The sequence below is a fragment of the Pseudomonas sp. yb_9 genome (genome assembly GCF_043103635.1).
Classification (GTDB): Bacteria; Pseudomonadota; Gammaproteobacteria; order Pseudomonadales; family Pseudomonadaceae; genus Aquipseudomonas; species Aquipseudomonas monteilii.
The window spans coordinates 41,004-64,609 of record NZ_JBICKA010000092.1 but is presented as its reverse complement, the minus strand read 5'-3'; the positions used below and the strand labels follow the sequence as shown (position 1 = coordinate 64,609).

Here is a 23,606-nt window from a genome sequence, read left to right as displayed (position 1 = left end):
AGGTGCACCTGTAATGCGGAAAATGGCTGCTGCGAGGTGCTCGCGGCGGCCAAAAACGGAGAACTGAGCGGGTTACCTGGTCGATTTTGATCGACGGCCCGCTTTCAAAAGCAGCAAGGGCTGAAGTCGACCGGAAATACAGGGTTACTTCAGACCTTCCCTAGGGATACTTCATTGCCAATTAAAAGTAAGGAAGGGCCATGGGGCTCACAGGTTACCGGTCCTGTCTTCTGTCAGCAAAGTGACGGCCCAGTGACCGGATTTAAGATTCGCATCGAACAGTATAAAGGCAATGATGATGATACTGCCGCCGGCAATGTGCGATTGTACTGCAGAAACGGGAAAGAGTTGGCGCTGGAACCGGGGGCTCAATGGGGAGAATGGAGTCAACGCTTCTCTTGCCCGACGGGTCAATCTGCAAATGGTTTTGCAACCCGTGTCGAGGATCCTTTTGATGGGGACGACACGGCACTCAATGGTATGCGATTGCACTGCGAGCTAAATGAGACACCCTAGTCGAGATGACAAGAGGGTGGGTCGTGTCTTTCCGGACACTGATTACGGTGATCACACCGCTTGCTGCTCCATCGCTATTGGCGACCGGTAGTTGTTGCGGCGCTGGAGCCAGATGGGGTGTATCGCATGAAGAAGCTGGTCATATCCTGCCTGGCTTCTTCAATTTCCTTGTAACCCTTGCTGGGAACATCCTTTTGCCAATCTCAGCTACTGAGTTGGGCTGCCTTGGTCTGAATGAATCATCACTTGCTGCTGTGGCTTGGGGCGCCACACGACGCATCACCAATGCGTCGATCGCCAGGTCGCTGCACATGCTGTGGTTGATTGACCAGCCAATCACCTGGAAGGAAAACAGATTCAGCACTGCCCCCGTCGCCTCAATGAATGCTTGAAGCCAGTTCGAATATCGGCATGTACATCAGGATCACGATCAGGCCGATCAGCAGGCCGATGAAGGTCATCAGCAGCGGTTCGAACAGTTTGACGAACCATTCCACCCAGCGGCCGATTTCCTGGTCGTGGAAGTCGGCGCAGCGCTCCAGCATCTCGCCCAGGTTGCCGGACTGCTCGCCGGCCCGCAGCAAGCGCAGCGACACCGGGGTAGCCAGGTGCCCGGCCTCCAAGGCATCGGACAGCGGCAGCCCTTCGCCCACCCGCTGGCTGGCCTGTGCCAGGCCTTGGCCTGCGGCACTGCCGAGCAGGCCGCGCGCCATGCCCATGGCGGTGAGGATGGGAATGCCACCTTGCAGCAGGATGCCCAGCGAGCGATAGAAGCGCGCCAGTTCGTACATCATCAAACGTTGATGCAGCGCTGGCAGCCGGCGCAACTGACAGGATGCCCAGCGTCGTACCCGAGGGTGGCGGCGCAGCAGCCACAGCGCCGTGACGCCACCTGCAGTGCCCAGCGCTAGTGGCAGTTGTTGCGCGTGCAGGAACAGACCGATCTGCATCAACACCCGTGACAGCCAGGGCAACTCGGTGCCCATGCCTTCGAACACCTGGCTGAAACGCGGCACCACGTAGCCGAGCAGGAACAGCACCACGCCGCCGCCTACCAGCAACAGCAGCAAGGGGTAAACCGATGCGCCCACCAGCTTTTGCCGGACCAGGTCCAGGCGCTGGCGATAGCTGATGTAGCGGGCGAGGGCGTCGCCCAGCGCACCGGTGCGTTCGCTGGACTGCACCAGCGCCACATACAGCGGCGGGAACACCCGGGGTTGCTGGCCCAACGCCTGGGACAGAGAGCGGCCTTCGTACAGCTGGCGCACCAGCTCGCTCAGCACCTTGCGTGTGGCCGCAGCAGGGGCTTTTTCTGCCAGGCTTTCCAGTGCGTCGATCAACGGCAGGCCGGCATTGAGCAGGGTCGACAGCTCCTGGCTGAACAGCACCAGGTCAAACGCCGCCTCGCGGCGCCAGGCCATGCCGCGCAAGGCGCCACCGTTGCTGCGCAGGCTGAGCACGCGCAGGCCTTGATCCTCGGCCTGGCGGCGGGCCTGGTCGGCGTCCTCGGCGTCGATCTGCAACTGCACCACACCCTGTCTGCCCAGGGCCTTGAGGCTGTAGCGCATGGTCGTTCTCCTTACTGCCAGCTGGTAATTTCGGCGTTTTCCCCGTCACCACCCGGCTGGCCGTCCTTGCCCATCGAGAGCAGGTCGTATTCACCGCCGTTTTCGCCGGGCTGCCGGTAGATGTATGGGCGGCCCCATGGGTCTTGCGGCACGGCCTTTTGCAGGTACGGGCCGGTCCAGCGAGCCTCGCCACTGGGGGCGACCACCAGCGCCTGCAAGCCTTGCTCACTGTTGGGGTAGTGGCCGACTTCCAGGCGGTACAGGTCCAGGGCCTTGCTCAGCCCCTCGATCTGCGCCCGTGCGACCTTGGCCTCGGAGCGGCCGAGCTGGCTGAAGTACTTGGGCGCGACGATGCCGGCCAACAGGCCGAGCACCACCAGTACCACCAGGAGTTCAAGCAGGGTGAAGCCACGTTGCGGGTTGGTTCTGCGCTGCATGGTGAAGCCCTCCACTGCATGGGAACACGCGTTGACAGGCACCATGCAACAGCCATGCACGTCTGCCTCGGGGCCTTGCGCCATGCGGCACAGGAAGCGGCACAGTGCTTGCGTCGTGGTCATTGACCTCGGGTTTTCCGGGGCATTTCCCCCACATCGGGGGCCACGACGAAGAGGCGACCGACATGCGTGGACTCATCCTCGGTTTGATCTGGCTGACGGCAGGGGTTGCCCAGGCTGATGTGTACATCTCAATCGATGCCAAGGGTGGCTACGTACTGACCAACGTCCATCGGCCCGGACGCCACTATGAAAAGGTGATCAACGAACCGCTGGCCCAGGCTGGCCCGGCCAACGCGCAGATGATCACTGGGCGCCCCTATGCCGAGGTGGTCGCCACTGCGGCACGCATCCACAATGTGCCCCCGGCGTTGTTGCACGCGCTGATCAAGGCCGAGTCCGGCTATAACCCCAAGGCCCGTTCGCCGGCGGGTGCGGTGGGGTTGATGCAATTGATGCCCGATACCGCTCGCGAAATGGGCGTGGAAGACCGCCTGGACCCGCAAGACAACGTGCAGGGCGGGGCCCGCTACCTGAAGCGCATGCTGACCCTGTTTGACAACGACATCACCCTGGCCGTGGCGGCTTACAACGCGGGGCCGGATGCCGTGTTGCGGCGCGGTGCGGTGCCGCCGTATGCCGAAACCCGCCGTTATGTACCTGCGGTGCTGCGCGAATACCGCAAATTGCAGGGGTTGGCAGATGATTCGCCTTTCTAGAGCTGCCTTTCAGGTCCATGCGATCTGTGTGGGAGCGCGTGTATGAAGTGAAAAAAACGTTACCCTTCGGCGGATGCCATCAATTTAACACTATGGTTTCCCCAACTCTGCGCTATAACCTTCTGAAGGTGCCCAGATGTGGAGTCCGCCATGGACATCGCCCCTCGTTCCGACGCCATCGAAGTGCCTGCCGGTAACGAGCTGGCTGCCCCGCGCAAGCCGTTCAACCTTTTGCGCTGGTATGCCTGGGTCAGCCTGGCCATCATTCTGTCGGTGGCTGCCGGGCTGGGGCTGATTTCCACCCGTTTCATCATCGATGAGAGCGTGGAGCGCGATGCCTTGCTCACCGCGCAATTCATCACCTCCATCGCCGACGCCGAAGTACGCCATGTGTCGATCCCCAACGTGCGCACCATGGGTGAGCTGATAGACCCGCGTACCGACCGCAGCAACCTGCCCGATGTCGACCCGGATGCCCGGCGCAAGGCGCGCGGCGAATTTCTCGACCATATCGCCCACCTGCCAGACATGCTGCTGGCCAATATCTATGCGCCGGACCGTACGGTGATCTGGTCCAGCAACCCGGCGCTGATCGGCAAGCTGATCAATGGCGACGATGACCTGGAGCGTGCTTTCGAATACAAGATGCGGGTTTCGGCCAGCTACCATAACTTCGAACAGGCCCGCGCCGAGCAGAAATTCGTTACCCCGCCCGAGCAGCTGTTCATCGAGAATTACATTCCGCTGTTCGATGCCGATGGCGAGAACGTCACGGCGATGGTCGAAATCTATAAAGAGCCCCATGACCTGATCGTGCGCATCGAGCATGGCCTGATCCTGATATGGCTGGCGATTACCGTGGGGGCCGCGCTGGTCTATATCGGCCTGTACGGCATCATGCACCGTGCCGCGCGGTTGCTGGCAGTGCAGCAGAAGCGGCTGATTAACAACGAGACCTATGTTGCACTGGGCGAGGTGTCGTCGGCGGTGGCCCACAGCCTGCGCAACCCGCTGGCGAGTATCCGTTCCAGTGCCGAGCTGGCCCAGGCGTTCGACGACGGCCCGGCCCAACGCCAAGTCAACGAAATCATCAGCCAGGTTGATCGGATGTCGCAGTGGATCCGCCAGATGCTGCAATCACTGCGCCCGCTGAACGACGAGGCCGTGGCGGTCGACTTGCCACAGGCGTTGCAGGAAAGCTTGCAAATTTATGCCGTGCCGTTGACACGCAGTGGGGTAAGCCTTGACCTGCAACCGTTACCGGCAGTGCAGGTATTGGGGCACCCGACGTTACTGCGGCAGGTGTTCAGCAGCCTGGTTGCCAATGCCCTGGACTCGATGGAGCAGGGCGGGCGTCTGCGTATCGAGGTGGTGCGCCAGAACCGGCGCTGCCTGACACTGCGCCTGTCCGACAATGGCAAGGGCATGAGCGAAGAGCAGCAGCGCATGGCCTTCCGGCCGTTCTTCACCACCAAACAGGGTGGGCTTGGGGTGGGGCTGGTGCTGGTGAAACGCATCATGGAGCGCTTCGGCGGTTCGGTTCGGCTCAGCAGCAGCGAGGGCCATGGTACGCGGGTATCGTTGACGTTCCGCTTGGTTCCTAGCTTATAACAAGCATTAAGTAAAATCTCTAAGTCATTGATTTTTATGGGTTTCATAATGTTTGGGTGATAATTACCCAAATGTGGGGAATCTTCCTCAGGTCGTATTTGGAAATACTTTATAACTTGCTGGTTTTTATTGATTTGTTTTTGGCTGGCTGAGTTCTTGCTACGTGATGTGCGGAGCGCAACACGCAACACAAGGCAGCTATCAGGCTGCCCAGGCGGGGTGCTTTCAATTGGCTGTTGGCCTTGAGGCATTTCTGAACGGACGCCCTGTGCGGGAACCACGCGATGCAGATGCTGGAAAACGAAGTTCGCGACAAGCCCGGTGCGACCGCCAGCGGTCTGGCTGTGCCATTGCGTGAGTTCAACCTGCTGCGGTGGTTCTCGGTTATCAGCCTGTTGATCATCACCGCCGTGGCGGGCGGGTTGGGTTATGTGTCAACGCGTTTTGTGGTTCGCGACAGCGTGCAGCGCGATGCCATGCTTACCGCGCAGTTCATTCAGGCCATGGCGCAGGCCGAGGTGCGCCATTCGCAGTTGCCGCCAGGCACTACCATGGGTGAGCTGCTAGACCCGCGTCTGGACCTGCAGCACCTGCAGTTCACCCCCGCACTGGCCGAGTCGACCCGGGTCGAGTTCCTGGACCATGTCGAGCACTTGCCAGATACCTTGCTGACCAACGTCTACGCCCGCGACCGCACCATCGTCTGGTCCACCAACGCCGAGCTGATCGGCAAGCGGATAGAAGCCGATGGCGACCTCGACCGTGCTTTCCGTTCGCGCAAGCCAGTTTCGGCCAGCTACCACAAGGCCGAGGACGATCGCGAAGAACAGAAGTTTCAGCGTGAACCGCGTTACCTGTTCATCGAGAACTACATTCCGCTGTTCGACAGCCAGGGCGAGCAGGTATTGGCCATGGTGGAAATCTACAAAGAGCCACAGGACCTGGTGCGGCGCATCCAGTGGGGTTATGTGCTGATCTGGGCGTCGACCTTGGTGGGCGGGTTGCTTATCTATTTCGGATTGTTCTGGATCGTGCGTCGGGCGGCGCAGATGCTGCAGCTGCAACAGGACCGGCTGGTGGCCAGCGAAACCTACGTGGCGCTGGGCGAAATGTCGTCGGCGGTAGCCCACAGCTTGCGCAACCCGCTGGCCAACATCCGCTCAAGCGCCGAGCTGGCCCAGGAAACCGCCAACGTTGCCGCGCAGAAGAACATCACCGATATCATCAGCCAGGTCGACCGTATGTCGCGCTGGGTACGCGACCTGCTGGTGTCGTTGCGCCCAACCAGCGATGAACCCGAAGCCGTGGACCTGGTGGCCGCCATCGAAGACACCCACCTGGCCTTCGCCCAGCAGCTTGAACGAAACGGCGTGCGCTTCCATTTCGAGGGGCCTGACGTGCAGTGGGTGGTCAGCCAGCCGTTGCAGCTGACGCAAATTCTCAACAGCCTGTTTTCCAATGCCCTGGAGGCCATGCCCTGCGGCGGTATGTTGAATGCCCAGGTCAATGTGCAGGGTGGCCTGCGTGCCGAATTCGTGCTCACCGACACGGGCAAGGGCATGAGCCAACAGCAGGAACGGATGGTGTTCAAGCCGTTCTTCACGACCAAACAGGGTGGTCTTGGTGTTGGCCTGGCCTTGGTCAAACGCATCATGGAACGTTTTGGCGGCTCGGTCAGCCTGAGCAGCCGCGAAGAGGAAGGAACCCGCGTCAGCCTTACATTCAATATCGCAGCGGGAGGGGACCATGGAGCACAGCATCCTGGTAGTCGAGGATGATGAAATTCTCGCCGACAACATTCGCACCTACCTTAGCCTCAAGGGCTACGAGGTCACCGTATGCCATAGCGCGGAGCTGGCGCTGGAGCAGATCGAGCGGGCCCGGCCCGACGCGGTGCTGACCGACAACTCGCTGCCAGGCATGAGCGGGCACGACCTTCTGCGGACCTTGGTGGTAAAGGTGCCGGACCTGAAAGTGATTATGATGACCGGCTACGGCAATGTCGAAGATGCCGTGCAGGCGATGAAGGAGGGCGCCTTCCATTACCTGAGCAAGCCCGTGGTGCTGGCCGAACTCAAGCTGACCCTGGACAAGGCCCTGGCTGCCGAGCGCATGGAGCGCACGCTGTCTTTCTACCAGGAGCGAGAGGCGCAGAAGTCCGGGTTGCAGGCGTTGATCGGCGAGTCGCCAACGATGCTGACCCTCAAGCACACCCTGCGCCAGGTGCTGGATGCCGAACGGCGGATGGCCAGTGACGACCTACCACCGGTGCTGGTCGAAGGCGAAACCGGCACCGGTAAGGAACTGGTGGCCCGCGCCCTGCATTTCGATGGCACGCGCAGCAAGGGGCCGTTCATCGAGTTCAACTGCGCCTCGATCCCGGCCAACCTGCTGGAGGCCGAACTGTTTGGCCACGAGAAGGGTGCATTCACCGACGCCAAGGAGCGCCGGGTAGGCCTGGTGGAAGCGGCCGATGGCGGCACCTTGTTCCTCGACGAGATTGGCGAGATGGACCTCGTGCTGCAGGCCAAGCTGCTCAAGCTGCTGGAAGACCGCAGCATCCGCCGGATTGGTGCGGTGAAGGAGCGCAAGGTTGACCTGCGGGTGATCAGTGCCACCAACTGCAACCTCGAGCAGATGGTGCAGCAGGGCAAGTTCCGCCGCGACCTGTTCTTCCGCCTGCGCATCATTGCCCTGAAGGTGCCGCGCCTGTATGCCCGTGGGCAGGACATTCTGCTGCTGGCGCGGCATTTCCTGGCCCATCATGGCCGGCGTTATGGCAAGCCGAACCTGCGTTTTTCCGCCGAAGCCGAGAGCCTGATGCTGGGCTACAGCTGGCCAGGCAATGTGCGCGAACTGCGTAACATGCTGGAGCAGACCGTGCTGCTGGCACCGAACGAGGTGGTGCAGGCGCACCAGCTGAACCTGTGCATGACGTTGATCGACGAGCCATTGGCCGCTCAGCAGGCGCCGGCAATGTTCGAAATGCCACGGCACGAGCCGGAGCCAGGCACCAGCCTGCCCGACATGGAGCGCGAGCTGGTGTGCAAGACCCTGGACCGTACGGACTGGAACGTGACCAAGTCGGCGCGGATGCTGGGGCTGTCGCGTGACATGCTGCGGTACCGGATCGAAAAACTGGGGCTGAGCCGGCCAGACAAGCGTCAGTGGTAGGGCAGGTGTCTAGTGCTGGCTATCGTCAGCTGCGCCATCTTGCCGGCGAGTGCCCTCCTGGCCGCTGCCCTCCATTCCCGGCAGGTCACGGTTGTCATTCAGCTCTGCCGGCGGGCTGTCCGGGTCGTTGCCCTTGATGCGCGGGTCGGTATCCCGCGGCACGGGCTTCTCGATCGGGTTGAGGGTGCTGTCCACGCCTGGCCTTGGCGCAGTGCTGTGCGGGTCGTCAGGGTAGGTCGGGCCGGTGCCGGCGGCCAAGGCCAGCGGCGAACCGAGCAGGGCGATCAGCAGGATGCTTGTGCGGGGCATAGCAGTCTCCATTGCGTTGGGTAGGGCTCATACCTTCCTTCGGCCCTACCCGACGCATCCAGGTGCCATTGCCCCGATCAACGGTTACACCACCAGCGACAACAGCATGATGAAGATGATGCCGACCACCGAGAGAATGGTCTCCATCATGCTCCAGGTCTTGAAGGTTTCTGCCACGGTCATGTTGAAGTATTGCTTCACCAGCCAGAACCCGGCGTCGTTCACATGCGAGAGGATCAGCGAGCCGGCACCGGTGGCCAGTACCAACAGCTCACGGTTCACCCCCGGCACTAGGTCGATCACCGGCGCAACGATGCCCGCACCGGTAATGGTGGCCACCGTGGCGGAGCCGGTAGCGATGCGGATCACCGCAGCCACCAGCCAGGCTAGCAGGATGGGTGAAATTTCCGCCTGCACGGCCATCTGCCCGATCACGTTGCCCACGCCGGTGTCCACCAGCATCTGCTTGAAGCCACCGCCAGCACCCACGATCAGCACGATGGCTGCAGTGGGGGCCAGGCTCTGGTCGAGCATCTTCATGATCTGCTGGCGGTTGAAGCCGCGAGCCGAACCAAAGGTGTAGAAGGCCAGCAACAGGGCGGCGAGCAGGGCGGTGATCGGGTGGCCGATCAGGTCCATCCACTGGCGCACGATGTGCTCGGCCGGCAGCACCACGTCGGCGAAGGTTTTCAGCAGCATCAACGCGACTGGCAGCAGTACGGTGATGAGGGTGATGCTGAAACTGGGCAGGTTGCCCTGGTCGGAGTCCTTGGCGATCTGGTCCATCAGTTCCTGCGACGGGTTGCCCGGGATGTAGCGGGAAATGAAGTTACCAAACAGCGGGCCAGCGATGATCGCGGTGGGCAGTGCGACGATCAGACCGTAGAAGATGGTCTTGCCGATGTCAGCGTGGAAAATGCCGATCGCCAGCAGCGGGCCCGGGTGTGGCGGGACCAGGCCGTGTACCACGGAAAGGCCGGCCAGCAGCGGAATGCCGATCTTCACCAGCGACACCCCGGAGCGGCGGGCAACGATGAACACCAGCGGAATCAGCAACACGAAGCCGATTTCGAAGAACAGCGGTATGCCCACCAGGAACGCGGCGAACATCATGGCCCAGTGCACGTTCTTCTTGCCGAAGGCGCGGATGAGGGTTTGCGCGATCTGGTCGGCGCCCCCGGAGTCGGCCATCAGCTTGCCGAGCATAGTGCCCAGGGCAAGCACGATGCCGACAAAGCCCAGCACGCCACCAAAACCGTCCTGGAACGATTTCATGACCTTGGCCACCGGCATGCCGGAGGTCAGGCCCAGGAAGCCGGCCGCGAGGGTAAGGGCGACGAAGGGGTGCACTTTGAAGTGGGTGATCAGCAGGATCAGCCCGACGATGGTAACCAGCGCGTCGAGCAGCAGGAAGGTATCAGTAGCCAGTCCGAACATGGTTTGAAGGCCTCGGTCTTATCGTTGTTTTGGGCGTAGCTTTTTGGAACTTTTCCCGCGTTTGCAGGTTGGGGTAGCGCTGTCTTTGGTGAGCCGGAAAACCGCCAGGGTCAGGCGGTTTGCGCCAGCCCCTGCTCACCGCAGCGCTTTAGCCAGCGGTCCACCGCTTCGGCAAGCGCTTCGACGGGTTGGGTAGCATCCAGTGGCAGGGTCAGTGGCTCGCCGCGTGGCGATTCCAGGGCAGCGAACTGGCTGTCGATCAGGCTGGCCGGCATGAAGTGACCGGGGCGGGCCCGCACGCGTTTTTCCGCCTCGGCCGGTGACAGTTCGAGGAACACGAACACCAGCCCGGGCATGGCATCGCGCAGGGTGTCGCGGTAGCGGCGCTTGAGTGCCGAGCAGGTCAGAATCGGGCGCTCCCCAGCCTGGGTGGTGGCCTGCAGCTCCTGACCGAGGCGTACCAGCCAGCCGGCGCGGTCGCCATCGTCCAGCGGGATGCCAGCGCTCATCTTGCGGATGTTTTCGGCAGGGTGGAAAGCGTCGCCTTCGATCAGGCGGCCGCCGCTTCTGGCAGCGATGGCGGCGCCGATGCAGCTTTTGCCGCAACCGGCCACGCCCATCACCACGATGGCGGACAGGGGAGAATTCATCAGTACCTCCTGCGGGGTGAGATAGCGCTGTCTCGTCATCGACGAACAGCCACCTCCCCGGTGTTATTGGTCTTGTCCCTACGCAGTATGGACGCCTGGTGGCGAGCGCGTGATGGCTGCTACCAAAGATTACATTGCCTGCGTCCTGAGACAGCGCTACCTTAGTGGCCGTTCCTTCTCCTTGCAAGTAGTAAAATTACAACATCCATGTCCCGCACCGGCTCCCGCACTACAGGTCGTCCCACCCTGGCAGAAGTTGCCAGGCTTTCCGGGGTTTCCCCGATTACCGCTTCGCGCGCCTTGCGCGGGGTCAGCACGGTTGCGCCGGAGCTGGTGGAAAAGGTTATCGCCGCAGCGGCAACCCTTGGCTATGTCGCCAACCCGGCGGCCCGGGCGCTGGCCTCGGCGCGTAGCCAGTCGGTGGTGGTGTTGATCCCTTCACTGTCCAACCAGCTGTTCATCGATACCCTGGAAGCCATCCACGAGGTCATGCGCCCGCGTGGGCTTGAGGTGTTGATCGGCAACTATCACTACGACCTTGCCGAAGAAGAGAACCTGATCCGTAACTACCTGGCCTATCAGCCCTGCGGCATGCTGCTGACCGGCTTCGAGCGCAGCGATGCGGCGCGCCAGATGCTGGCCGCCAGTGGTGTGCCTTGTGTGCACATGATGGAGCTCAACGGCGAGCCTGGGGCATTGTCGGTCGGGTTTTCGCAACAGCAGGCCGGGCGTGCTGCTGCCCGGCACTTGATCAAGCGCGGTCGCAAGCGCCTGGCATTCATTGCCGCGCAGCTTGACCCACGGGTGATGCAGCGGGCCGAAGGTTTCCGCCAGGCGCTGGCCGAGGCCGGTTTGCAGGCGACCGAGCTGGAGGTACTGGCGCCGGAACCTTCATCGATTGCACTGGGCAGTGCACTGTTCAGCCAACTGATGCATAAGGCGCCGGATGTCGACGGTATTTTCTTCTGTAACGACGACCTGGCCCAAGGCGCGGTGCTGCAGGCCTTGCGCCAGGGGGTGGAGGTACCACGCCAGGTGGCAATGGTCGGGTTCAACGATTTGCCGGCCTCGGCGCACATGGTGCCGCGGCTGACCTCGATTCGCACGCCTCGGGCTGCTGTGGGGCGTGGGGCGGCGCAGGCGTTGCTGGCGTTGCTCGATGGCAAGCGGGTGCCGAACGCGCAGCAGGACTTGGGCTTTGAGTTGATGGTGCGGGAGAGCTCCTGACTTCTACCCCCTGTGGGAGCGGGTCTACCCGCGAACACCGGTGCAGCCGGTGCCATATGTCGCGTTGCCTTCTTCGCGGGTGAACCCGCTCCCACAGGAATGGTGGTAATTTAAAGAATGTAGTAATTACAAAGTGATAGCACTGTGCTTGCATGCTAATGATGGCGATCTATGCTCATGAAACCGCGCATAAAGGAGCCCGGCGTCATGTTCGATTTCCACCGTAAGTCCGATTTGGTCGAGATCCAGCGCAGCCAAAAGGCTTTGGCCACCGCACAGGCCAAACTCGCCGCTATCAGCCGCTCCATGGCGATGATCGAATTCGCTCCCGATGGCACCATTCTCGATGCCAATGAGCGTTTCTGCCAGGCCATGGGTTACAGCGTTGACGAGTTGCGTGGCAAGCACCACCGGTTGTTCTGCGAGCCAGACTACGCAAAAAGTGCCGAATACCAACAGCTGTGGCGTGAACTGGGGCAGGGCAAGGCTATCAGCGGTACCTTCGAGCGCCTTGACAAGGCCGGGCGCGAGGTGTGGCTTGAGGCCAGCTACATGCCGGTGCTGGACGAGCAGCGTCAGGTTACCAGCGTGATCAAGGTGGCCGCCGACATCAGCCAGCGGGTGGTGCAGGAGCATGAAAGCGAAAACCTGCTCAAGGCCATCAGCCGCTCCATGGCGGTGATCGAATTCACCCCCCAGGGCCGGGTGATCAAAGCCAACCAGAACTTCCTCGACACCATGGGCTATCGCCTCGACGAGGTGGTTGGCCGTCATCATGGTCTGTTCTGCCTACCGCACGAACGCGAGTCGGCCGAGTACCGCGAGTTCTGGGCGTCGCTTAACCGTGGCGAATACCATTCGCACCGTTTCGAGCGTATCAACAAGCAGGGGCAAATGGTCTATCTGGAAGCCTCCTACAACCCCATTTTCGACAGCAAGGGGCGCTTGAACAAGGTCGTGAAGTTCGCCAGTGACATTACCCGCCAGGTCTGCACCCAGCAGAACGCCGCCGATGCTGCCCATGCCAGTTCCATGCAGACCGACGCCTGCGCGCGCAAGGGCACAGAAGTGGTGCAGCAGACGGTGCAGGTGATCGAACAGATTTCCCAGGAGCTTAACGATGCCGCACGCAGCATCGATGCGGTCAGCAAGCAATCGGATGTGATCGGGCAGATCGTGCTGACCATTCGCGGCATCGCCGACCAGACCAACCTGCTGGCCCTGAATGCCGCGATCGAAGCCGCCCGTGCCGGCGAGCACGGGCGAGGCTTTGCGGTAGTGGCCGATGAGGTGCGTAACCTGGCGGCGCGAACCAGCAAGGCCACCCTGGAGATTGTCGATGTGGTGCGGCAAAACCACGACCTGTCGCTACTGGCGGTAGCCAGCATGCAGTCGAGTCTGAATCGCACCGGTCACGGGGTGGCGTTGGCCAACGAAGCAGGTACGGTGATCATGGAAATCCAGCAAGGCTCACGGCACGTGGTGGATGCCATCAGCCAGATCAGCTCGACGCTGCAATTGCACTGAGCGCATCGCGCATTTCGTCAAGCAGGGCTTGCAGGCTGGTTTGCAGCAGCGCGCGCTGCTCGACCGTCGGCAGCCCCTGTGCGTGGGCGAGCTCGATGGCTTCGCAGTCCTTGACCACGGTGCGCACCCTGATCATCTTGGCGCCACCCTTGATGCGATGGGCCAGGGCCCGCACGGCCTCGTCGGCGGCGTCTGGTGCCAGGGCACGCAAGTCGGCCAGGTCTTCGGCGACGCTTACCGACAGTTGTTCGAGCAAATGCCGCGTCAGCTGTTCGTCGTCCTGGGTCAGGTGGCGCAGTTCAGCCAGGTCGAACCCGCTATGGCGTGTGGTCGGTGTTTTTTGTTGCTGAGGGCGGACCTGGGGCAGATGGGCCTTTAGCGAACGTAGGCCAATCGGCTTGAACAGGCATTCGTCCATGCCGCTGGCCAGGCAGCGGGCGCGCTCCTCGGCCTGGGCATTGGCGGTCACGCCGAGAATCCTGCACGCTGGCAGGCTGCGCTCACCCTCCAGGCTGCGAATGCGCCGGGTCAGTTCGTGGCCGTCCATGACCGGCATGCTGCAATCGGTAATCACCAGGTCGAAGCGCGCTGCCTGCCAGCGTGCCAGGGCGATTTCGCCATTTTCCGCCAGGGTCACGCGATGACCCAGGGTATGCAGTTGCCGCTCCAGCAACAACAGGTTGGCGGGGTAGTCGTCGACCACCAGAATGTTGAGCGGGCCGCTAGTGCCTTCATGAGCTGGCGGGTCTTGCTCGGCCTGTACCGGTGCAGCACTGGTGGGCAGCTGCAGGCAGACTTGCACGCGGGTGCCGACGCCTTCCACGCTCTGCAGGCTCAAGGCGCCGCCCATCAATTCGGCGAGGGTGCGGCTGATGACCAACCCCAGGCCTGCGCCTTGGCGGGCCCTTGGGCCGTCGGCCTGAACAAACGCATTGAACAGCCGGGCCTGGTCGACAGGGCTGATGCCGATACCGGTGTCGCGCACATTCAGCTCGATTGCCAGAATGCCCTGGCCGGCAACTTTGGGCAGTAGCAGGCTCGCCTGCACTTCACCGCGATCGGTGAACTTGATGGCGTTACTGACCAGGTTGGACAGAATTTGCTTGCACCGCAGCGGGTCAGCCAGCACCCAGACCGGCTCTGCCGGCAGTTCGCCGTGCAGGTGCAAGCCTTTGGCCCGTGCATTGCCCTCGAATACCCGCAGTGTGGCGCGCACCAGCTCTACCAGATCGGTGGGTACTGGCTGCAGGCTGATGTGGCCGGATTCTATGCGGGAAATGTCGAGAATGTCGCCAATCAGCTCAAGCAGGCCGGTTGCCGAATCGTAGGCGGTCTGTAAAAGCTGGGTGTCGCAGCGGCCGCCACGGCTGTCCTCCAGTGCCAGTTCCAGCAGGCCGATCACGGCATTCATCGGGGTACGGATTTCGTGGCTCATGGTGGCCAGGAACGTGCTTTTGGTCTGGCTGGCCTGTTCGGCGTCGTCCTTGGCCTGGCGCAATTGCTCAAGCAGCCCGCGGCTCAACGCCAACTGTGCCTGAAGCGCGTGCTGGGCCTCTGTGCGCTGGTTGATCAGCTTGCGCAGGTAGCTGTTCCAGAATATGACGCCAGCCAACAGCAGGGCCGACAGCACCAGCACCTGCAAGGCCAATGTGCGGTAGTCGCGCCAGGGGCTGTCGCTCACCAGCGTGCTGGTACGCCAGCGGTTGATCAGTTGATCGAGCTCTTCGGGCGGAATGCTTAGCAGCGCCTTGTCGAGAATGGCCTGTAGCTGGGGCAGGTCGGCGGCGACGGCAAAGGCGGCGATGGCCGGTTCGTCGTCGAGGACGCTGGCGATGCGCAAGCGGTCCTTGAACACATGGCTGATGTAGTAGGCGGCATTGATATGGCTGCTAAGGGCAACGTCGGCGGTACCGTTGGCCACGGCCTCCATCTGACCGAGCGGGTTATCCACTTCGACTATCTTTGCCTGCGGATAGCGCTGTTGCATCAGGGCCCGTTGCGGTGAACCACGCACCAGGGCGATGCGCTTGCCGTTCATGGCCTTGGCTTGTGCGGGAGATTCGACGTCGCTGCGGGTGACGAGCACGCGTGGGCTGACCAGATAGGGGCGGGTGAAGCGCAGTTGCTTCAAGCGGTCAGCGCCGTAGCCCAGTGCCCCAATCATTTGTGCTTCACCGCGGGCCAGGCGGTCCACCATGGCCTGTGCTGAAGCGCTGTCGACGGGGGTGAACTGCAGCCCTGTGCGCAGCGAGATCTGCTTGAGCAGGTCGAGGGTTATGCCACTGGGGCGATGCTGAGCGTCGTTGAAGGTCAAGGGGGCCAGCGAGGTATTGACCAGCACGCGGATGGTGGGGTTGGCGGCGATCCAGGCCTCTTCTTCTGCGCTCAAGGCCGTGAGATGGCGCTGCAGCAGCAGGCTGGTGTTACCACTGCTCCAGCGGCGCAGGATGTTCAGGCGTTCGCTTTCGCTGATGCGCGCCAGCGCTTTGTCGACCAGCCGATGCATGCGTGGGTTGTCGTTGGCCAGGGCAAAGGCGAAAGCCCCTGGGGCTACCTGGCAGAAGTGGTCAATCTTGAGCGTGCCTTGGTAACTCCTGCCAATCAGGAAGTCAGTGCTGATGGCATCGCCCAGGTACGCATCCGCCTCACCTAGCTCGACGGCTGCCAGCCCGGCTTGGGTCGAGCGGTACAGGCTCAGTTGCGCTTTGGGGTACAGCGTTCGAACGGCAGCGGCGGGCAGATAATGATCGACCATGGCCAGGCGCAGGCCGGCGAGGTCAGGTGTGCCTTTCAGGCTGTGCCCCTTGCGGGTGACGATGACCGGGAGGTCGTCAGCATAGGGGGTGCTTAGGCTAAGCTGAGCGTCAGCCGCCTCGAAGGCATTCGAACTGCCCAGCAGGTCGATGCTGCCTTCACGTAAGGCGATGATCGCCTCGTGGCGGCTGTCGTAGCGCCGTACCTCGACGGGAATGCCCAATTGCTCGGCGATAATCCCGGCGTAATCGGCGCTAAGGCCTTCGTATTCGTGCTGACTGACGTTGATTTCAAACGGTGGATAGTCGGGCCGAGAGCTGCCCAGCACCAGGTGCTGGCGGCGCTGCAGCCATTGCCGGTCTTCGCTGGACAACGCCAGGGGGGCGGCGGCACTGGCCGAGCGCGCCAGCAACTGGCGGGGCTCGCTGCTGGCCAACAGCTCGGCCGAGGCGAGTAAGCCGGTAGCCAGAAAGACGCTCGCCAGCAGGTGCTTCATGGTGTGCAAACGCTCAATACACGCTGTTGCGTTTGGCCAGGTCGACCATTTCCACCAGTGATTCAGTCTTGAGCTTTTCCATGATACGGCCCCGGTAGGTGCTGATGGTCTTGGCGCTGAGGTTCATGCAAGTGCCGATATTCTTGTTGTTCTCGCCGCGCGCCAGGCGTCGCAGTACCTCCATCTCCCGGTTGGAGAGGCTGGCCAGGCGCACGGGCTCGCTTTCCAACGAATTGCTGTTGACCGACATCTGCGGAAAGGTCGAATAACCTTTGGTCAGGGCCTTGAGGGCAAACAGCAGCGCCTCGTGGTCTTCTTCTTTGGTGACGAAAGCGCCGATACCGGCATCCAGGCAGCGACGTACATACAGGTCGGTGGCCTGGCCGGTCAGTACCATGATCTTCGGCACCGGTTCCAGGCACTGCAGGCGCTTGATGACTTCCATGCCGTCCAGCCCCGGCAGGCCGATGTCGAGTATGACCACGTCCGGGCGCAGGTCGCGGGCCACCTGCGCCACTTCACTGCCATTGCCGACTTCGCCGACGACGTGGAAGCGCTCGCGTTCGAGCAGCATGCGCAAGGACAGCCGGACGATAGGGTGGTCGTCGACGATCAGCACGGTTGTCATGAGAAAAACTCCTGTCAGGATGTGGTCCGCTTCCTGGATCACTCAGGAATACGTCTGCAAGTGGGTTAATCGGAAGCGCTGCAAGATACGGCCAATCCCGAAGTTTGGTAATGGCGAGTATAGAAGTGTTGAAAGTCCCTGCTCTTGTTGTTGAAGAATCCTACAAAAAACAGGAAATACATCACCCTGTCCAAGCGGTGATGCCGGTTTTCTTCGGTCGGTCAGGCGCAGGCAGTGTGCGCTTGGTTCACGCGCTTGGCCGAGGCGGGGTTGTTGGCCAATGCCTTGCCGACACGCGTCGGGCGGGCTACCAGCTGGCCCGAACAGTTCGGACAAAGGCCCTGCAAGCGGGTTTCGGCACAGGTGCGGCAGAAGGTGCATTCAAAGGAGCAGATCAGCGCATCGGGGCTGTCGCCGGGCAGGTCGGTATCGCAGCACTCGCAGTTGGGGCGTAATTCCAGCACGGGCCTAACTCCTGTTGGCAGGCGGGAACCTGGAGTCTGCTACGCCACGGCAAGGCTGGCAATGCTCAGTCGGCAGGGCGATACAGGTGGGCGTGCCCGGCACGGTACAAGGCCGACTCGGCGAATGGCGTATCCCCCAGCACATGACCCACCAGGATCAATGCTGTGCGCCGGAAAGCCTTGGCCGCGACGCGTTCGACAATGTCGCCCAGGTTGCCACGCACCCAGTCCTGGTCAGGCCAGGTGGCCCGGTGCACCACCGCTACCGGGCAGTGCGCGCCGTAGTGCGGCAACAGCTCTTCGACAATGCGCGAAAGGTGCTTGACCCCCAGGTGAATCGCCAAGGTGCTGCCATGGCGCGCCAGGTCACCCAGTTGCTCGCCGGGCGGCATGGGCGAGCTGTCGCCGTAACGGGTGAGGATCACCGTTTGCGCCACCTGCGGCAGGGTCAGTTCGCAGCCGAGCAGGGCGGCGCTGGCTGCTGTGGCGGTGACCCCGGGGATGATCCGGTAATCGATGCCCAGCGCCTGCAGGTGGCGGATCTGCTCGCCGATGGCGCCGTACAGTCCAGGGTCGCCGCTGTGTACACGGGCTACATCCTTACCTTGTTCGTGGGCGGTGCGCATGGCGCTGACAATCTGTTCCAGATGCAGTTCGGCGCTGTTGATCACGGTCTCGGCCTGGTGGCCTTCGAGTACGGCGGCGGGTACCAGTGAGCCGGCATAGATAATCACCGGGCACTGGCGAATCAGCCGTTGGCCCTTGACCGTGATCAGTTCCGGGTCGCCGGGACCGGCGCCAATGAAATAGACCGTCATGGAAAGTCCTTGCAGGAAAGAGGGGGAAGCGCTCAGCCGGCGAGGGCGAGGGTCGCCGGGCCCAGTACCTGGCGGGCCAGCAGCAATCTGGCCGTGCCAAGGTGCTGGCTGGCGATGGCCAGTGCCGCGCTCTCGGCCACACCCCAGCAGCCGCTGTGGGCATGGGCGGCGGCGGAGCGGTGGCTGAGCAGGGGTTCGTAAGGTTGCAGTTGCACGCTATGGTACAGCACCAAGGGCAAACCGAGGCGTTCGGCCAGCTGTAGCAAGCCAGGTTCGTCGGCCTTCAGGCTGATGCTGGCGATACCGCGCAGGTCGGCCAATGCCAGGCCCTGGTTGTCCAGGGCCTGGTCCAGCAAGCGTTGCAGGGTATCCGCCGGGCAACCCCGGCGGCAGCCGAAGCCGGCGTAGAGGGGCGGCATCAGGCCCGGCTGGAACGGCGGAACAGCCAGGCGCTGAGCAGGCCCAAGGCCAGCCAGAAGGCGGCGTTGGTCAGCCAGGAGGCCACTTTGAACTGGGTTTCCAGTGCTTCGGGGGCCAGGCTTTCATGCACGTCGGGTTGTGGTGCGCCAATCACATGGGGGATTACCAGCAGCACGGCGCCCAGCGCTTTCAGCAGCAAGTGACGAGCGAACACCAGCAAGGCCAGGCCCAGTGCGGTGGCACTGGCTGTGCCGATCCACCAGGCCTGGCGTTGCCCCAGGTCGGCCGCTGCCGTACCGGGCAGTTCGGGTGGCAGGCCCAAGGTCGGAGCAAGGCAGAAGACGGCGAAGCCGGCCAGCCCCCACCATGCACCCGTCCCGGCGCGCGTCGGCTCGCGCAGGCTGTACAGGGCGGCGAGGATCAGGGCAAAGCCGACCGCGACCACCAGGTTGCCGCCCGTAGTGGACAGCACACGTTGCCAGCCGTCTTCCGGCGACCAGGCTTCGGCACTGTGCTCATGGGCGGGCACATCGCTGCCATGCTCGTGGTGGGCGGCAGGGGCCGAGGACTCGTAGGTTTCCGCCTCAAGAATCAGCGGGGCGACCCAGAAGCTTTGCAGCAAGGTCAGCAACAGGGCCGCAAGCAGCCCGCTGAAGCCCGCGGTACGGGCAATGCGCGTGATCATCAGGCGTACTCAGTGGCAGGGGAAGGCGGCGCTGTGGCGGGTGTCGTGGGCGGCGTTGTGCACGGCCTCAATGTGCGAGAAGCCGGCAAAGTACACCAGGCACAGGCCCAGCAGGCTGGCGCCGACGGCGATGACGATGCGCTGGCTGAGGGTGACAGGCGTGGCAAGGTTGTGTTGCTTGGCGCTGGTGACGGGCATGACGCGTTCCTCTGCTTTTTTTGGGCAATGGGCAAGCGCGGCAGCCCCGAGCGTAGTCGCCCAGGGGAATGCAACAGCGCCCGCCCACCGCGGGGTGTTCATGAACGCCAGGCCGGTCTCCGGGCTTGCGAGGAAGAGCAGGGCTCCTGGAAAGCGTCACCTTCCCATGCCGCATTACAAGGGCACAGTGGTACAGACGCTTCGCTCGCTTACCGTTGCGGGGGCAGCACCGGGATTGTCCGGCCCTGTTGGAGAGCCTGCGACGCACCGGTTTCCCGTTTCACCCCCTAGGGGGCACCTGAACGTGAGGCATAAGGAGAGCATGGGGCGGCCTTGGCGTCAATGCCACCCTCGGTGGCCGCACCCTGAATCACGCGCTCTCGCGGGCAATCAACTTGCACGCCAACAGGTTCAGCCGCTGGACCTCACCGTCACACGCCAGCACACCCAGGTGCTGCAGCACCCGCAGCGCCGCCACTTCGCCAATCTCCCGGGAGGGCGGGCGCAGGGTGGTGAGGCTGGGTAGCAGCATGTCGGCAAAGGGGTAGTCACCAAAGCCGACAATGGCCATGTCTTCTGGCAGGCGTAAGCCGGCGCGCTGGCCGGCCAACAGGGCGCCGGCGGCCAGGTTGTCATTGGCGAAGATGATCGCCTCGGGCCGTGGATTACGGCGGATCAATGTTTCCATCGCCTGCTTGCCCGCCTCGAACGGCGCGCAGTCTGCCGAGGGCACGAACACCCAAGGCTCCAGCCCGGCCTCACCCAGTGCCTCGACATAGCCGTCGCGCCGCTCCAGCGCACTCAGGTCGCCGGCTGCACTGTTTTGCACGAACGCGATGCGCCGGTGGCCCTTGTCCAGCAAGTAGCGGCAGGCCTGCACACCCACCTGATGATGAAGGAAACCTACTTGCAAGGGCGCCCGCTCCGGGCGGTAATCCCATATTTCCACCACGGGCACATCTGCGTCGGCCAGCATCTTTTCCGTGGCCGGGCTGTGGAAATGGCTGGTCACCACCAACGCTGCCGGCGACCAGCCAAGAAACGCTCGCACCGCGCTTTCTTCCTGCGCTTCGCTGAAGTAGCTGGACGCCAACAGCAACTGGTAACCATGCCGGCTGAGGGTATCGCTGAACGCCTGGATGGTCTGGGCGAAGATCGGCCCGGAAATGTTCGGGATCACCATGCCCACGATGCGCCCGCGCGCCGAGGCCAATCCCCCGGCGACCAGATTGGGGACATAGCCCAGCGCCTGTACAGCGGCCTCGATACGTTCACGCAACGGCGGTGACACCTGGTCTGGCTGGTTGAAGTAGCGCGACACGCTGATGGCTGAAACCTCAGCAGCCCGCGCCACCTCGGCGAGGGTGACACGGCCTGCGCCGCGTCGCTTGCGGGGGGGATCCTTGGCTTGGCTCACCGGGCTGCCTCCTGTGGAAATGGCGCGATGGTAGCGCTAACGGATGCGCGATTGGCAAATAGCTATATCGCATATAAATCTGACTTTTAAGTATTTGACGTGCTAAACGGTGGCCGCAGATACTTGTTCATGTTAGCGCTACCAAGCGCTGCTGTTGGCAAGCGCCTGCCACTCGCACGAGCGAGACCAGACAACCACAGCAACTTCGTGTCGGCCCCGTCAAATGGGGGCCTGGTCTGGTTTCCCGAGGCAGTGAGCACCATGCAGAAAAACCGTACACCTTTTCCCGCTACGCAACGCCGGCCGCTGGCCGCAGCCATCCTGCTGGCCGCTTTCGGCCAGGGCGCCCAAGCAGCCGAGCCTGCTGAAACGGGGGCTGCGCAGGCCACTGCACTGGGGGCGGTTACCGTGACAGCCACACGCCGCGAAGCCACATTGCAGGAAGTGCCGGTGGCAGTGTCGGTGATCGATGGCGAGCAGCTGGAGCGAGACAACCGCAACAACGTGGCCAGCATCGTCCAGCAGGTGCCTACCCTCAACTATCGCGCCGGGGCCTCGAACAAGGACACCTCGCTGTTCATCCGTGGCGTTGGCACCATTTCCACTTCGCCGGGCATCGAGCCAACGGTGGCGACGGTGGTCGATGGTGTGGTGTTCGGTCGCCCGGGCCAGTCGACCCTCGATTTGCTCGACCTGGAACGTATCGAGGTGCTGCGCGGGCCGCAGGGCACACTGTTCGGCAAAAACGCCTCGGCCGGCGTGCTGAACGTGGTCAGCAAGGCCATCCCTGAACAGACCCAGGGCTATGTGGACTATTCGCACTTTGGTGGTGGCGACGAGAACCGCCTGCGCTTTGGCATTGGCGGGCGCCTGAGCGAGCAGTTCAAGGGGGCGTTGAGCACCTTGTGGGGCGACTACGACGGTAATGTCGAGAACGTTGCCAATGGCCACGACGTCAATGGCTACGAGCGCAAAGGCGCCCGCGGCAAACTGGAGTTCGAGCCCAACGAAGACGTGCGCCTGACCCTGATCGCCGACTACATGAAAGGCGAAGACACCCTGCCCAGCGGTGTGATCACCAGCGCCAGCGCCGCCTTCGCCAGCCAGTTGGGTCCGGTGACGCCAAGCGCCCACAACCGCGACATCAACAGCGACTTCAAGACCCACGTCGAGGACGAGAACCAGGGGCTGTCGGCGCAACTGGACTGGCAGCTGGGCGACTACACCCTGACGTCGATCAGCGCCTGGCGCGGCTGGGACAACACCCAGTACCAGGACGGCGACCGCCGCGCCTTACTGCCACTGACCGCGTCCCACGACAAAGGCACGGTGGACTATGACCAGTACAGCCAGGAGTTTCGCCTGACCTCGCCCAAAGGGCAGTTCAACGAATATGTGCTGGGCGCCTTCTACATGCATGGCACGTCCAAAGAGACCTACCAACGCCTGTCGGTCAACGGCGGTGTGGCCAACAGTGGCCGTGCCGACTACTCCACCACCAACGACAGTGTCGCGCTGTTTGGCGAGAACACCTTCAATTTCACTGACGACTTGCGTGCCATTTTGGGCCTGCGCTGGACCCACGACGACCTCGAATACGACCACCGCCGCGTCTCCACCTCGGCCACTGCTGTGGCCGGTATTCAGCCCTCTACCGCCAGCTCGGGTTCGGTGGATGAGAACGGCTGGAGCGGGCGGACCGGCCTGCAATACGACTTCAACGACAACCTGACCGGTTACGTCACCTATTCGCGCGGCTACAAAGGCCCGGCCTACAACGTGTTCTTCAACATGCAGCCGCGCGATACCGAGGCGCTCAAGCCCGAGACCTCCGATGCCTATGAAATCGGTTTGAAAAGCACGGCGCTGGACAATCGCCTGACCGCCAACCTGGCCGTGTTCCACACCGACTACGACAACTATCAGGCCAACTTCTACGACACCGTGGCCAACCAGGTGGTGACCCGCCTGGTCAACGCCGGCAAGGTCAAGACCCAGGGGGTGGAACTGGATGCCAGCTTCCAGGCCACCTCGCGTCTGAAGCTGTCGACCGCCGTGGCTTACACCAAGGCGCGCGTCGATCACTTCAACTGCCCGGCGGGTGCGGCGGCCAGTTGCAACATCGATGGCGGCCGCTTGCCGTTCACGCCGGACTGGAAGACCTACCTACGCGCCGATTATGTAATCCCGCTGGACAATGGCCTGGATGTGGAACTGAGCAGCGATTACAGCTGGCAGGACGCGGTGCAGTTCAGCCTCGACCAGAACCCGGACACCGTGCAGGGCGCCTACGGCATCTGGAACGCCAGCATCGCCCTGGCCGACTACAACGACGGCTGGCGCGTGGCGCTGCTGGGCAAGAATCTGGGCGACAAGTCGTATGCGCAGATGCTGGCCAGTGGCGGTGACTACATCTACCGCTCGGTACCACGGGATGACGGACGCTACTTCGGCGTGCAGCTGCGCAAGGATTTCTGAGTAGCGATACCTG

21 protein-coding genes, 2 pseudogenes and 1 riboswitch are annotated in these 23,606 nt (G+C 62.6%); of the genes and pseudogenes, 9 read left to right on the top strand and 14 right to left on the bottom strand.

Annotation, left to right across the window (positions count from 1 at the left end):
- Positions 1-174: 174 nt before the first annotated feature.
- Entirely contained in the window at positions 175-516 is a 342-nt protein-coding gene (locus tag ACF8MI_RS23130) for a hypothetical protein (protein ID WP_156342166.1), read from the top strand.
- A gap of 219 nt (positions 517-735) precedes the next feature.
- Here the strand turns inward: ACF8MI_RS23130 and ACF8MI_RS23125 are convergent.
- The 3 genes and pseudogenes from ACF8MI_RS23125 to gspG all read right to left on the bottom strand — a co-directional run.
- Positions 736-922: pseudogene (locus tag ACF8MI_RS23125) on the bottom strand (IS3 family transposase); the annotation flags it as partial.
- A complete protein-coding gene (locus ACF8MI_RS23120; protein WP_060499876.1) occupies positions 894-2,084 on the bottom strand; it encodes a type II secretion system F family protein in 1,191 nt (396 codons plus the stop codon). The pseudogene ACF8MI_RS23125 and the gene ACF8MI_RS23120, both read right to left, overlap by 29 nt.
- Before the next feature lie 11 nt (positions 2,085-2,095).
- Complete coding sequence (gspG, locus tag ACF8MI_RS23115) at positions 2,096-2,521, bottom strand: type II secretion system major pseudopilin GspG (protein ID WP_003253843.1); 426 nt, start codon at positions 2,519-2,521, stop codon at positions 2,096-2,098.
- A 185-nt stretch (positions 2,522-2,706) separates the two neighbouring features.
- On the opposite strand from gspG, the gene ACF8MI_RS23110 reads away from it, so the two are divergent.
- The 4 genes from ACF8MI_RS23110 (at position 2,707) to ACF8MI_RS23095 (ending at position 8,085) form a co-directional block, all read left to right on the top strand.
- Positions 2,707-3,300: a lytic transglycosylase domain-containing protein gene (locus ACF8MI_RS23110; RefSeq protein ID WP_060499939.1), complete on the top strand. Its 594-nt coding sequence runs from the start codon at positions 2,707-2,709 to the stop codon at positions 3,298-3,300.
- A gap of 150 nt (positions 3,301-3,450) precedes the next feature.
- Complete coding sequence (locus ACF8MI_RS23105; RefSeq protein ID WP_164524565.1) at positions 3,451-4,911, top strand: HAMP domain-containing sensor histidine kinase; 1,461 nt, start codon at positions 3,451-3,453, stop codon at positions 4,909-4,911.
- A gap of 284 nt (positions 4,912-5,195) precedes the next feature.
- Positions 5,196-6,689 carry a sensor histidine kinase gene (locus ACF8MI_RS23100; RefSeq protein ID WP_104835454.1) on the top strand — a complete coding sequence of 498 codons (1,494 nt, stop codon included), beginning with the start codon at positions 5,196-5,198 and terminating at the stop codon, positions 6,687-6,689.
- Complete coding sequence (locus ACF8MI_RS23095; RefSeq protein ID WP_104834679.1) at positions 6,658-8,085, top strand: sigma-54 dependent transcriptional regulator; 1,428 nt, start codon at positions 6,658-6,660, stop codon at positions 8,083-8,085. Before ACF8MI_RS23100 ends, ACF8MI_RS23095 begins: the two co-directional genes overlap by 32 nt.
- A 9-nt stretch (positions 8,086-8,094) precedes the next feature.
- Here ACF8MI_RS23095 and ACF8MI_RS23090 read toward each other — a convergent pair whose 3' ends face one another.
- The 3 genes from ACF8MI_RS23090 to ACF8MI_RS23080 form a co-directional block, all read right to left on the bottom strand.
- Positions 8,095-8,394 carry a hypothetical protein gene (locus ACF8MI_RS23090; protein WP_060499879.1) on the bottom strand — a complete coding sequence of 100 codons (300 nt, stop codon included), beginning with the start codon at positions 8,392-8,394 and terminating at the stop codon, positions 8,095-8,097.
- Positions 8,395-8,478: 84 nt separating this feature from the next.
- Complete coding sequence (locus ACF8MI_RS23085) at positions 8,479-9,831, bottom strand: GntP family permease (RefSeq protein WP_060499880.1); 1,353 nt, start codon at positions 9,829-9,831, stop codon at positions 8,479-8,481.
- A gap of 110 nt (positions 9,832-9,941) precedes the next feature.
- The gene (locus ACF8MI_RS23080; protein WP_060499881.1) at positions 9,942-10,481 is read right to left on the bottom strand and encodes a gluconokinase; all 540 of its coding nucleotides are present in this window, start codon (positions 10,479-10,481) and stop codon (positions 9,942-9,944) included.
- Between the two features lie 207 nt (positions 10,482-10,688).
- Between ACF8MI_RS23080 and ACF8MI_RS23075 the strand changes: the two genes are divergently transcribed.
- From ACF8MI_RS23075 to ACF8MI_RS23065, 3 genes and pseudogenes are all read left to right on the top strand, one after another.
- Complete coding sequence (locus tag ACF8MI_RS23075) at positions 10,689-11,708, top strand: LacI family DNA-binding transcriptional regulator (protein ID WP_060499882.1); 1,020 nt, start codon at positions 10,689-10,691, stop codon at positions 11,706-11,708.
- Between the two features lie 171 nt (positions 11,709-11,879).
- Positions 11,880-12,701, top strand: a pseudogene (locus tag ACF8MI_RS23070) (PAS domain-containing protein); the annotation flags it as partial.
- A gap of 39 nt (positions 12,702-12,740) precedes the next feature.
- Positions 12,741-13,235 carry a methyl-accepting chemotaxis protein gene (locus tag ACF8MI_RS23065; RefSeq protein WP_371105382.1) on the top strand — a complete coding sequence of 165 codons (495 nt, stop codon included), beginning with the start codon at positions 12,741-12,743 and terminating at the stop codon, positions 13,233-13,235.
- Here ACF8MI_RS23065 and ACF8MI_RS23060 read toward each other — a convergent pair.
- From ACF8MI_RS23060 to ACF8MI_RS23025, 8 genes are all read right to left on the bottom strand, one after another.
- Positions 13,210-16,485 (bottom strand): transporter substrate-binding domain-containing protein, encoded by a 3,276-nt coding sequence (locus tag ACF8MI_RS23060; RefSeq protein ID WP_104834681.1) that lies wholly within the window; start codon positions 16,483-16,485, stop codon positions 13,210-13,212. The two genes, ACF8MI_RS23065 and ACF8MI_RS23060, sit on opposite strands and share 26 nt — an antisense overlap.
- A 13-nt stretch (positions 16,486-16,498) precedes the next feature.
- The gene (locus tag ACF8MI_RS23055; RefSeq protein WP_060499885.1) at positions 16,499-17,113 is read right to left on the bottom strand and encodes a response regulator transcription factor; all 615 of its coding nucleotides are present in this window, start codon (positions 17,111-17,113) and stop codon (positions 16,499-16,501) included.
- A 221-nt stretch (positions 17,114-17,334) separates the two neighbouring features.
- The gene (locus ACF8MI_RS23050; protein ID WP_200929379.1) at positions 17,335-17,577 is read right to left on the bottom strand and encodes a DUF1272 domain-containing protein; all 243 of its coding nucleotides are present in this window, start codon (positions 17,575-17,577) and stop codon (positions 17,335-17,337) included.
- A gap of 65 nt (positions 17,578-17,642) precedes the next feature.
- Positions 17,643-18,395 carry a precorrin-4 C(11)-methyltransferase gene (gene cobM, locus ACF8MI_RS23045; protein ID WP_164524561.1) on the bottom strand — a complete coding sequence of 251 codons (753 nt, stop codon included), beginning with the start codon at positions 18,393-18,395 and terminating at the stop codon, positions 17,643-17,645.
- A gap of 32 nt (positions 18,396-18,427) precedes the next feature.
- Positions 18,428-18,814: a cobalamin biosynthesis protein gene (locus ACF8MI_RS23040; RefSeq protein WP_156866923.1), complete on the bottom strand. Its 387-nt coding sequence runs from the start codon at positions 18,812-18,814 to the stop codon at positions 18,428-18,430.
- The gene (locus ACF8MI_RS23035; RefSeq protein ID WP_200929378.1) at positions 18,814-19,500 is read right to left on the bottom strand and encodes a CbtA family protein; all 687 of its coding nucleotides are present in this window, start codon (positions 19,498-19,500) and stop codon (positions 18,814-18,816) included. The genes ACF8MI_RS23040 and ACF8MI_RS23035 overlap by 1 nt, the downstream gene beginning before the upstream one ends.
- Positions 19,501-19,509: 9 nt before the next feature.
- The gene (locus ACF8MI_RS23030; RefSeq protein ID WP_060499890.1) at positions 19,510-19,698 is read right to left on the bottom strand and encodes a CbtB domain-containing protein; all 189 of its coding nucleotides are present in this window, start codon (positions 19,696-19,698) and stop codon (positions 19,510-19,512) included.
- A 92-nt stretch (positions 19,699-19,790) separates the two neighbouring features.
- Positions 19,791-20,015: riboswitch (cobalamin riboswitch) on the bottom strand.
- Between the two features lie 53 nt (positions 20,016-20,068).
- Positions 20,069-21,115, bottom strand: a complete 1,047-nt coding sequence (locus ACF8MI_RS23025) for a LacI family DNA-binding transcriptional regulator (protein ID WP_060499891.1) — start codon at positions 21,113-21,115, stop codon at positions 20,069-20,071.
- 261 nt (positions 21,116-21,376) lie between these two features.
- Here ACF8MI_RS23025 and ACF8MI_RS23020 point away from each other — a divergent pair, with 261 nt between their 5' ends.
- Positions 21,377-23,593: a TonB-dependent receptor gene (locus ACF8MI_RS23020; protein ID WP_200929377.1), complete on the top strand. Its 2,217-nt coding sequence runs from the start codon at positions 21,377-21,379 to the stop codon at positions 23,591-23,593.
- Positions 23,594-23,606: the final 13 nt, after the last annotated feature.

Excerpts from the sequence above, each read along its gene's own strand:
- ACF8MI_RS23120 (WP_060499876.1), bottom strand. The coding sequence starts at position 2,084 with ATGCGCTACAGCCTCAAGGCCCTGGGCAGACAGGGTGTGGTGCAGTTG.
- gspG (WP_003253843.1), bottom strand. The coding sequence starts at position 2,521 with ATGCAGCGCAGAACCAACCCGCAACGTGGCTTCACCCTGCTTGAACTC.
- ACF8MI_RS23110 (WP_060499939.1), top strand. The coding sequence starts at position 2,707 with ATGCGTGGACTCATCCTCGGTTTGATCTGGCTGACGGCAGGGGTTGCC.
- ACF8MI_RS23105 (WP_164524565.1), top strand. The coding sequence starts at position 3,451 with ATGGACATCGCCCCTCGTTCCGACGCCATCGAAGTGCCTGCCGGTAAC.
- ACF8MI_RS23100 (WP_104835454.1), top strand. The coding sequence starts at position 5,196 with ATGCAGATGCTGGAAAACGAAGTTCGCGACAAGCCCGGTGCGACCGCC.
- ACF8MI_RS23095 (WP_104834679.1), top strand. The coding sequence starts at position 6,658 with ATGGAGCACAGCATCCTGGTAGTCGAGGATGATGAAATTCTCGCCGAC.
- ACF8MI_RS23090 (WP_060499879.1), bottom strand. The coding sequence starts at position 8,394 with ATGCCCCGCACAAGCATCCTGCTGATCGCCCTGCTCGGTTCGCCGCTG.
- ACF8MI_RS23085 (WP_060499880.1), bottom strand. The coding sequence starts at position 9,831 with ATGTTCGGACTGGCTACTGATACCTTCCTGCTGCTCGACGCGCTGGTT.
- ACF8MI_RS23080 (WP_060499881.1), bottom strand. The coding sequence starts at position 10,481 with ATGAATTCTCCCCTGTCCGCCATCGTGGTGATGGGCGTGGCCGGTTGC.
- ACF8MI_RS23075 (WP_060499882.1), top strand. The coding sequence starts at position 10,689 with ATGTCCCGCACCGGCTCCCGCACTACAGGTCGTCCCACCCTGGCAGAA.
- ACF8MI_RS23065 (WP_371105382.1), top strand. The coding sequence starts at position 12,741 with ATGCAGACCGACGCCTGCGCGCGCAAGGGCACAGAAGTGGTGCAGCAG.
- ACF8MI_RS23060 (WP_104834681.1), bottom strand. The coding sequence starts at position 16,485 with ATGAAGCACCTGCTGGCGAGCGTCTTTCTGGCTACCGGCTTACTCGCC.
- ACF8MI_RS23055 (WP_060499885.1), bottom strand. The coding sequence starts at position 17,113 with ATGACAACCGTGCTGATCGTCGACGACCACCCTATCGTCCGGCTGTCC.
- cobM (WP_164524561.1), bottom strand. The coding sequence starts at position 18,395 with ATGACGGTCTATTTCATTGGCGCCGGTCCCGGCGACCCGGAACTGATC.
- ACF8MI_RS23040 (WP_156866923.1), bottom strand. The coding sequence starts at position 18,814 with ATGCCGCCCCTCTACGCCGGCTTCGGCTGCCGCCGGGGTTGCCCGGCG.
- ACF8MI_RS23035 (WP_200929378.1), bottom strand. The coding sequence starts at position 19,500 with ATGATCACGCGCATTGCCCGTACCGCGGGCTTCAGCGGGCTGCTTGCG.
- ACF8MI_RS23030 (WP_060499890.1), bottom strand. The coding sequence starts at position 19,698 with ATGCCCGTCACCAGCGCCAAGCAACACAACCTTGCCACGCCTGTCACC.
- ACF8MI_RS23020 (WP_200929377.1), top strand. The coding sequence starts at position 21,377 with ATGCAGAAAAACCGTACACCTTTTCCCGCTACGCAACGCCGGCCGCTG.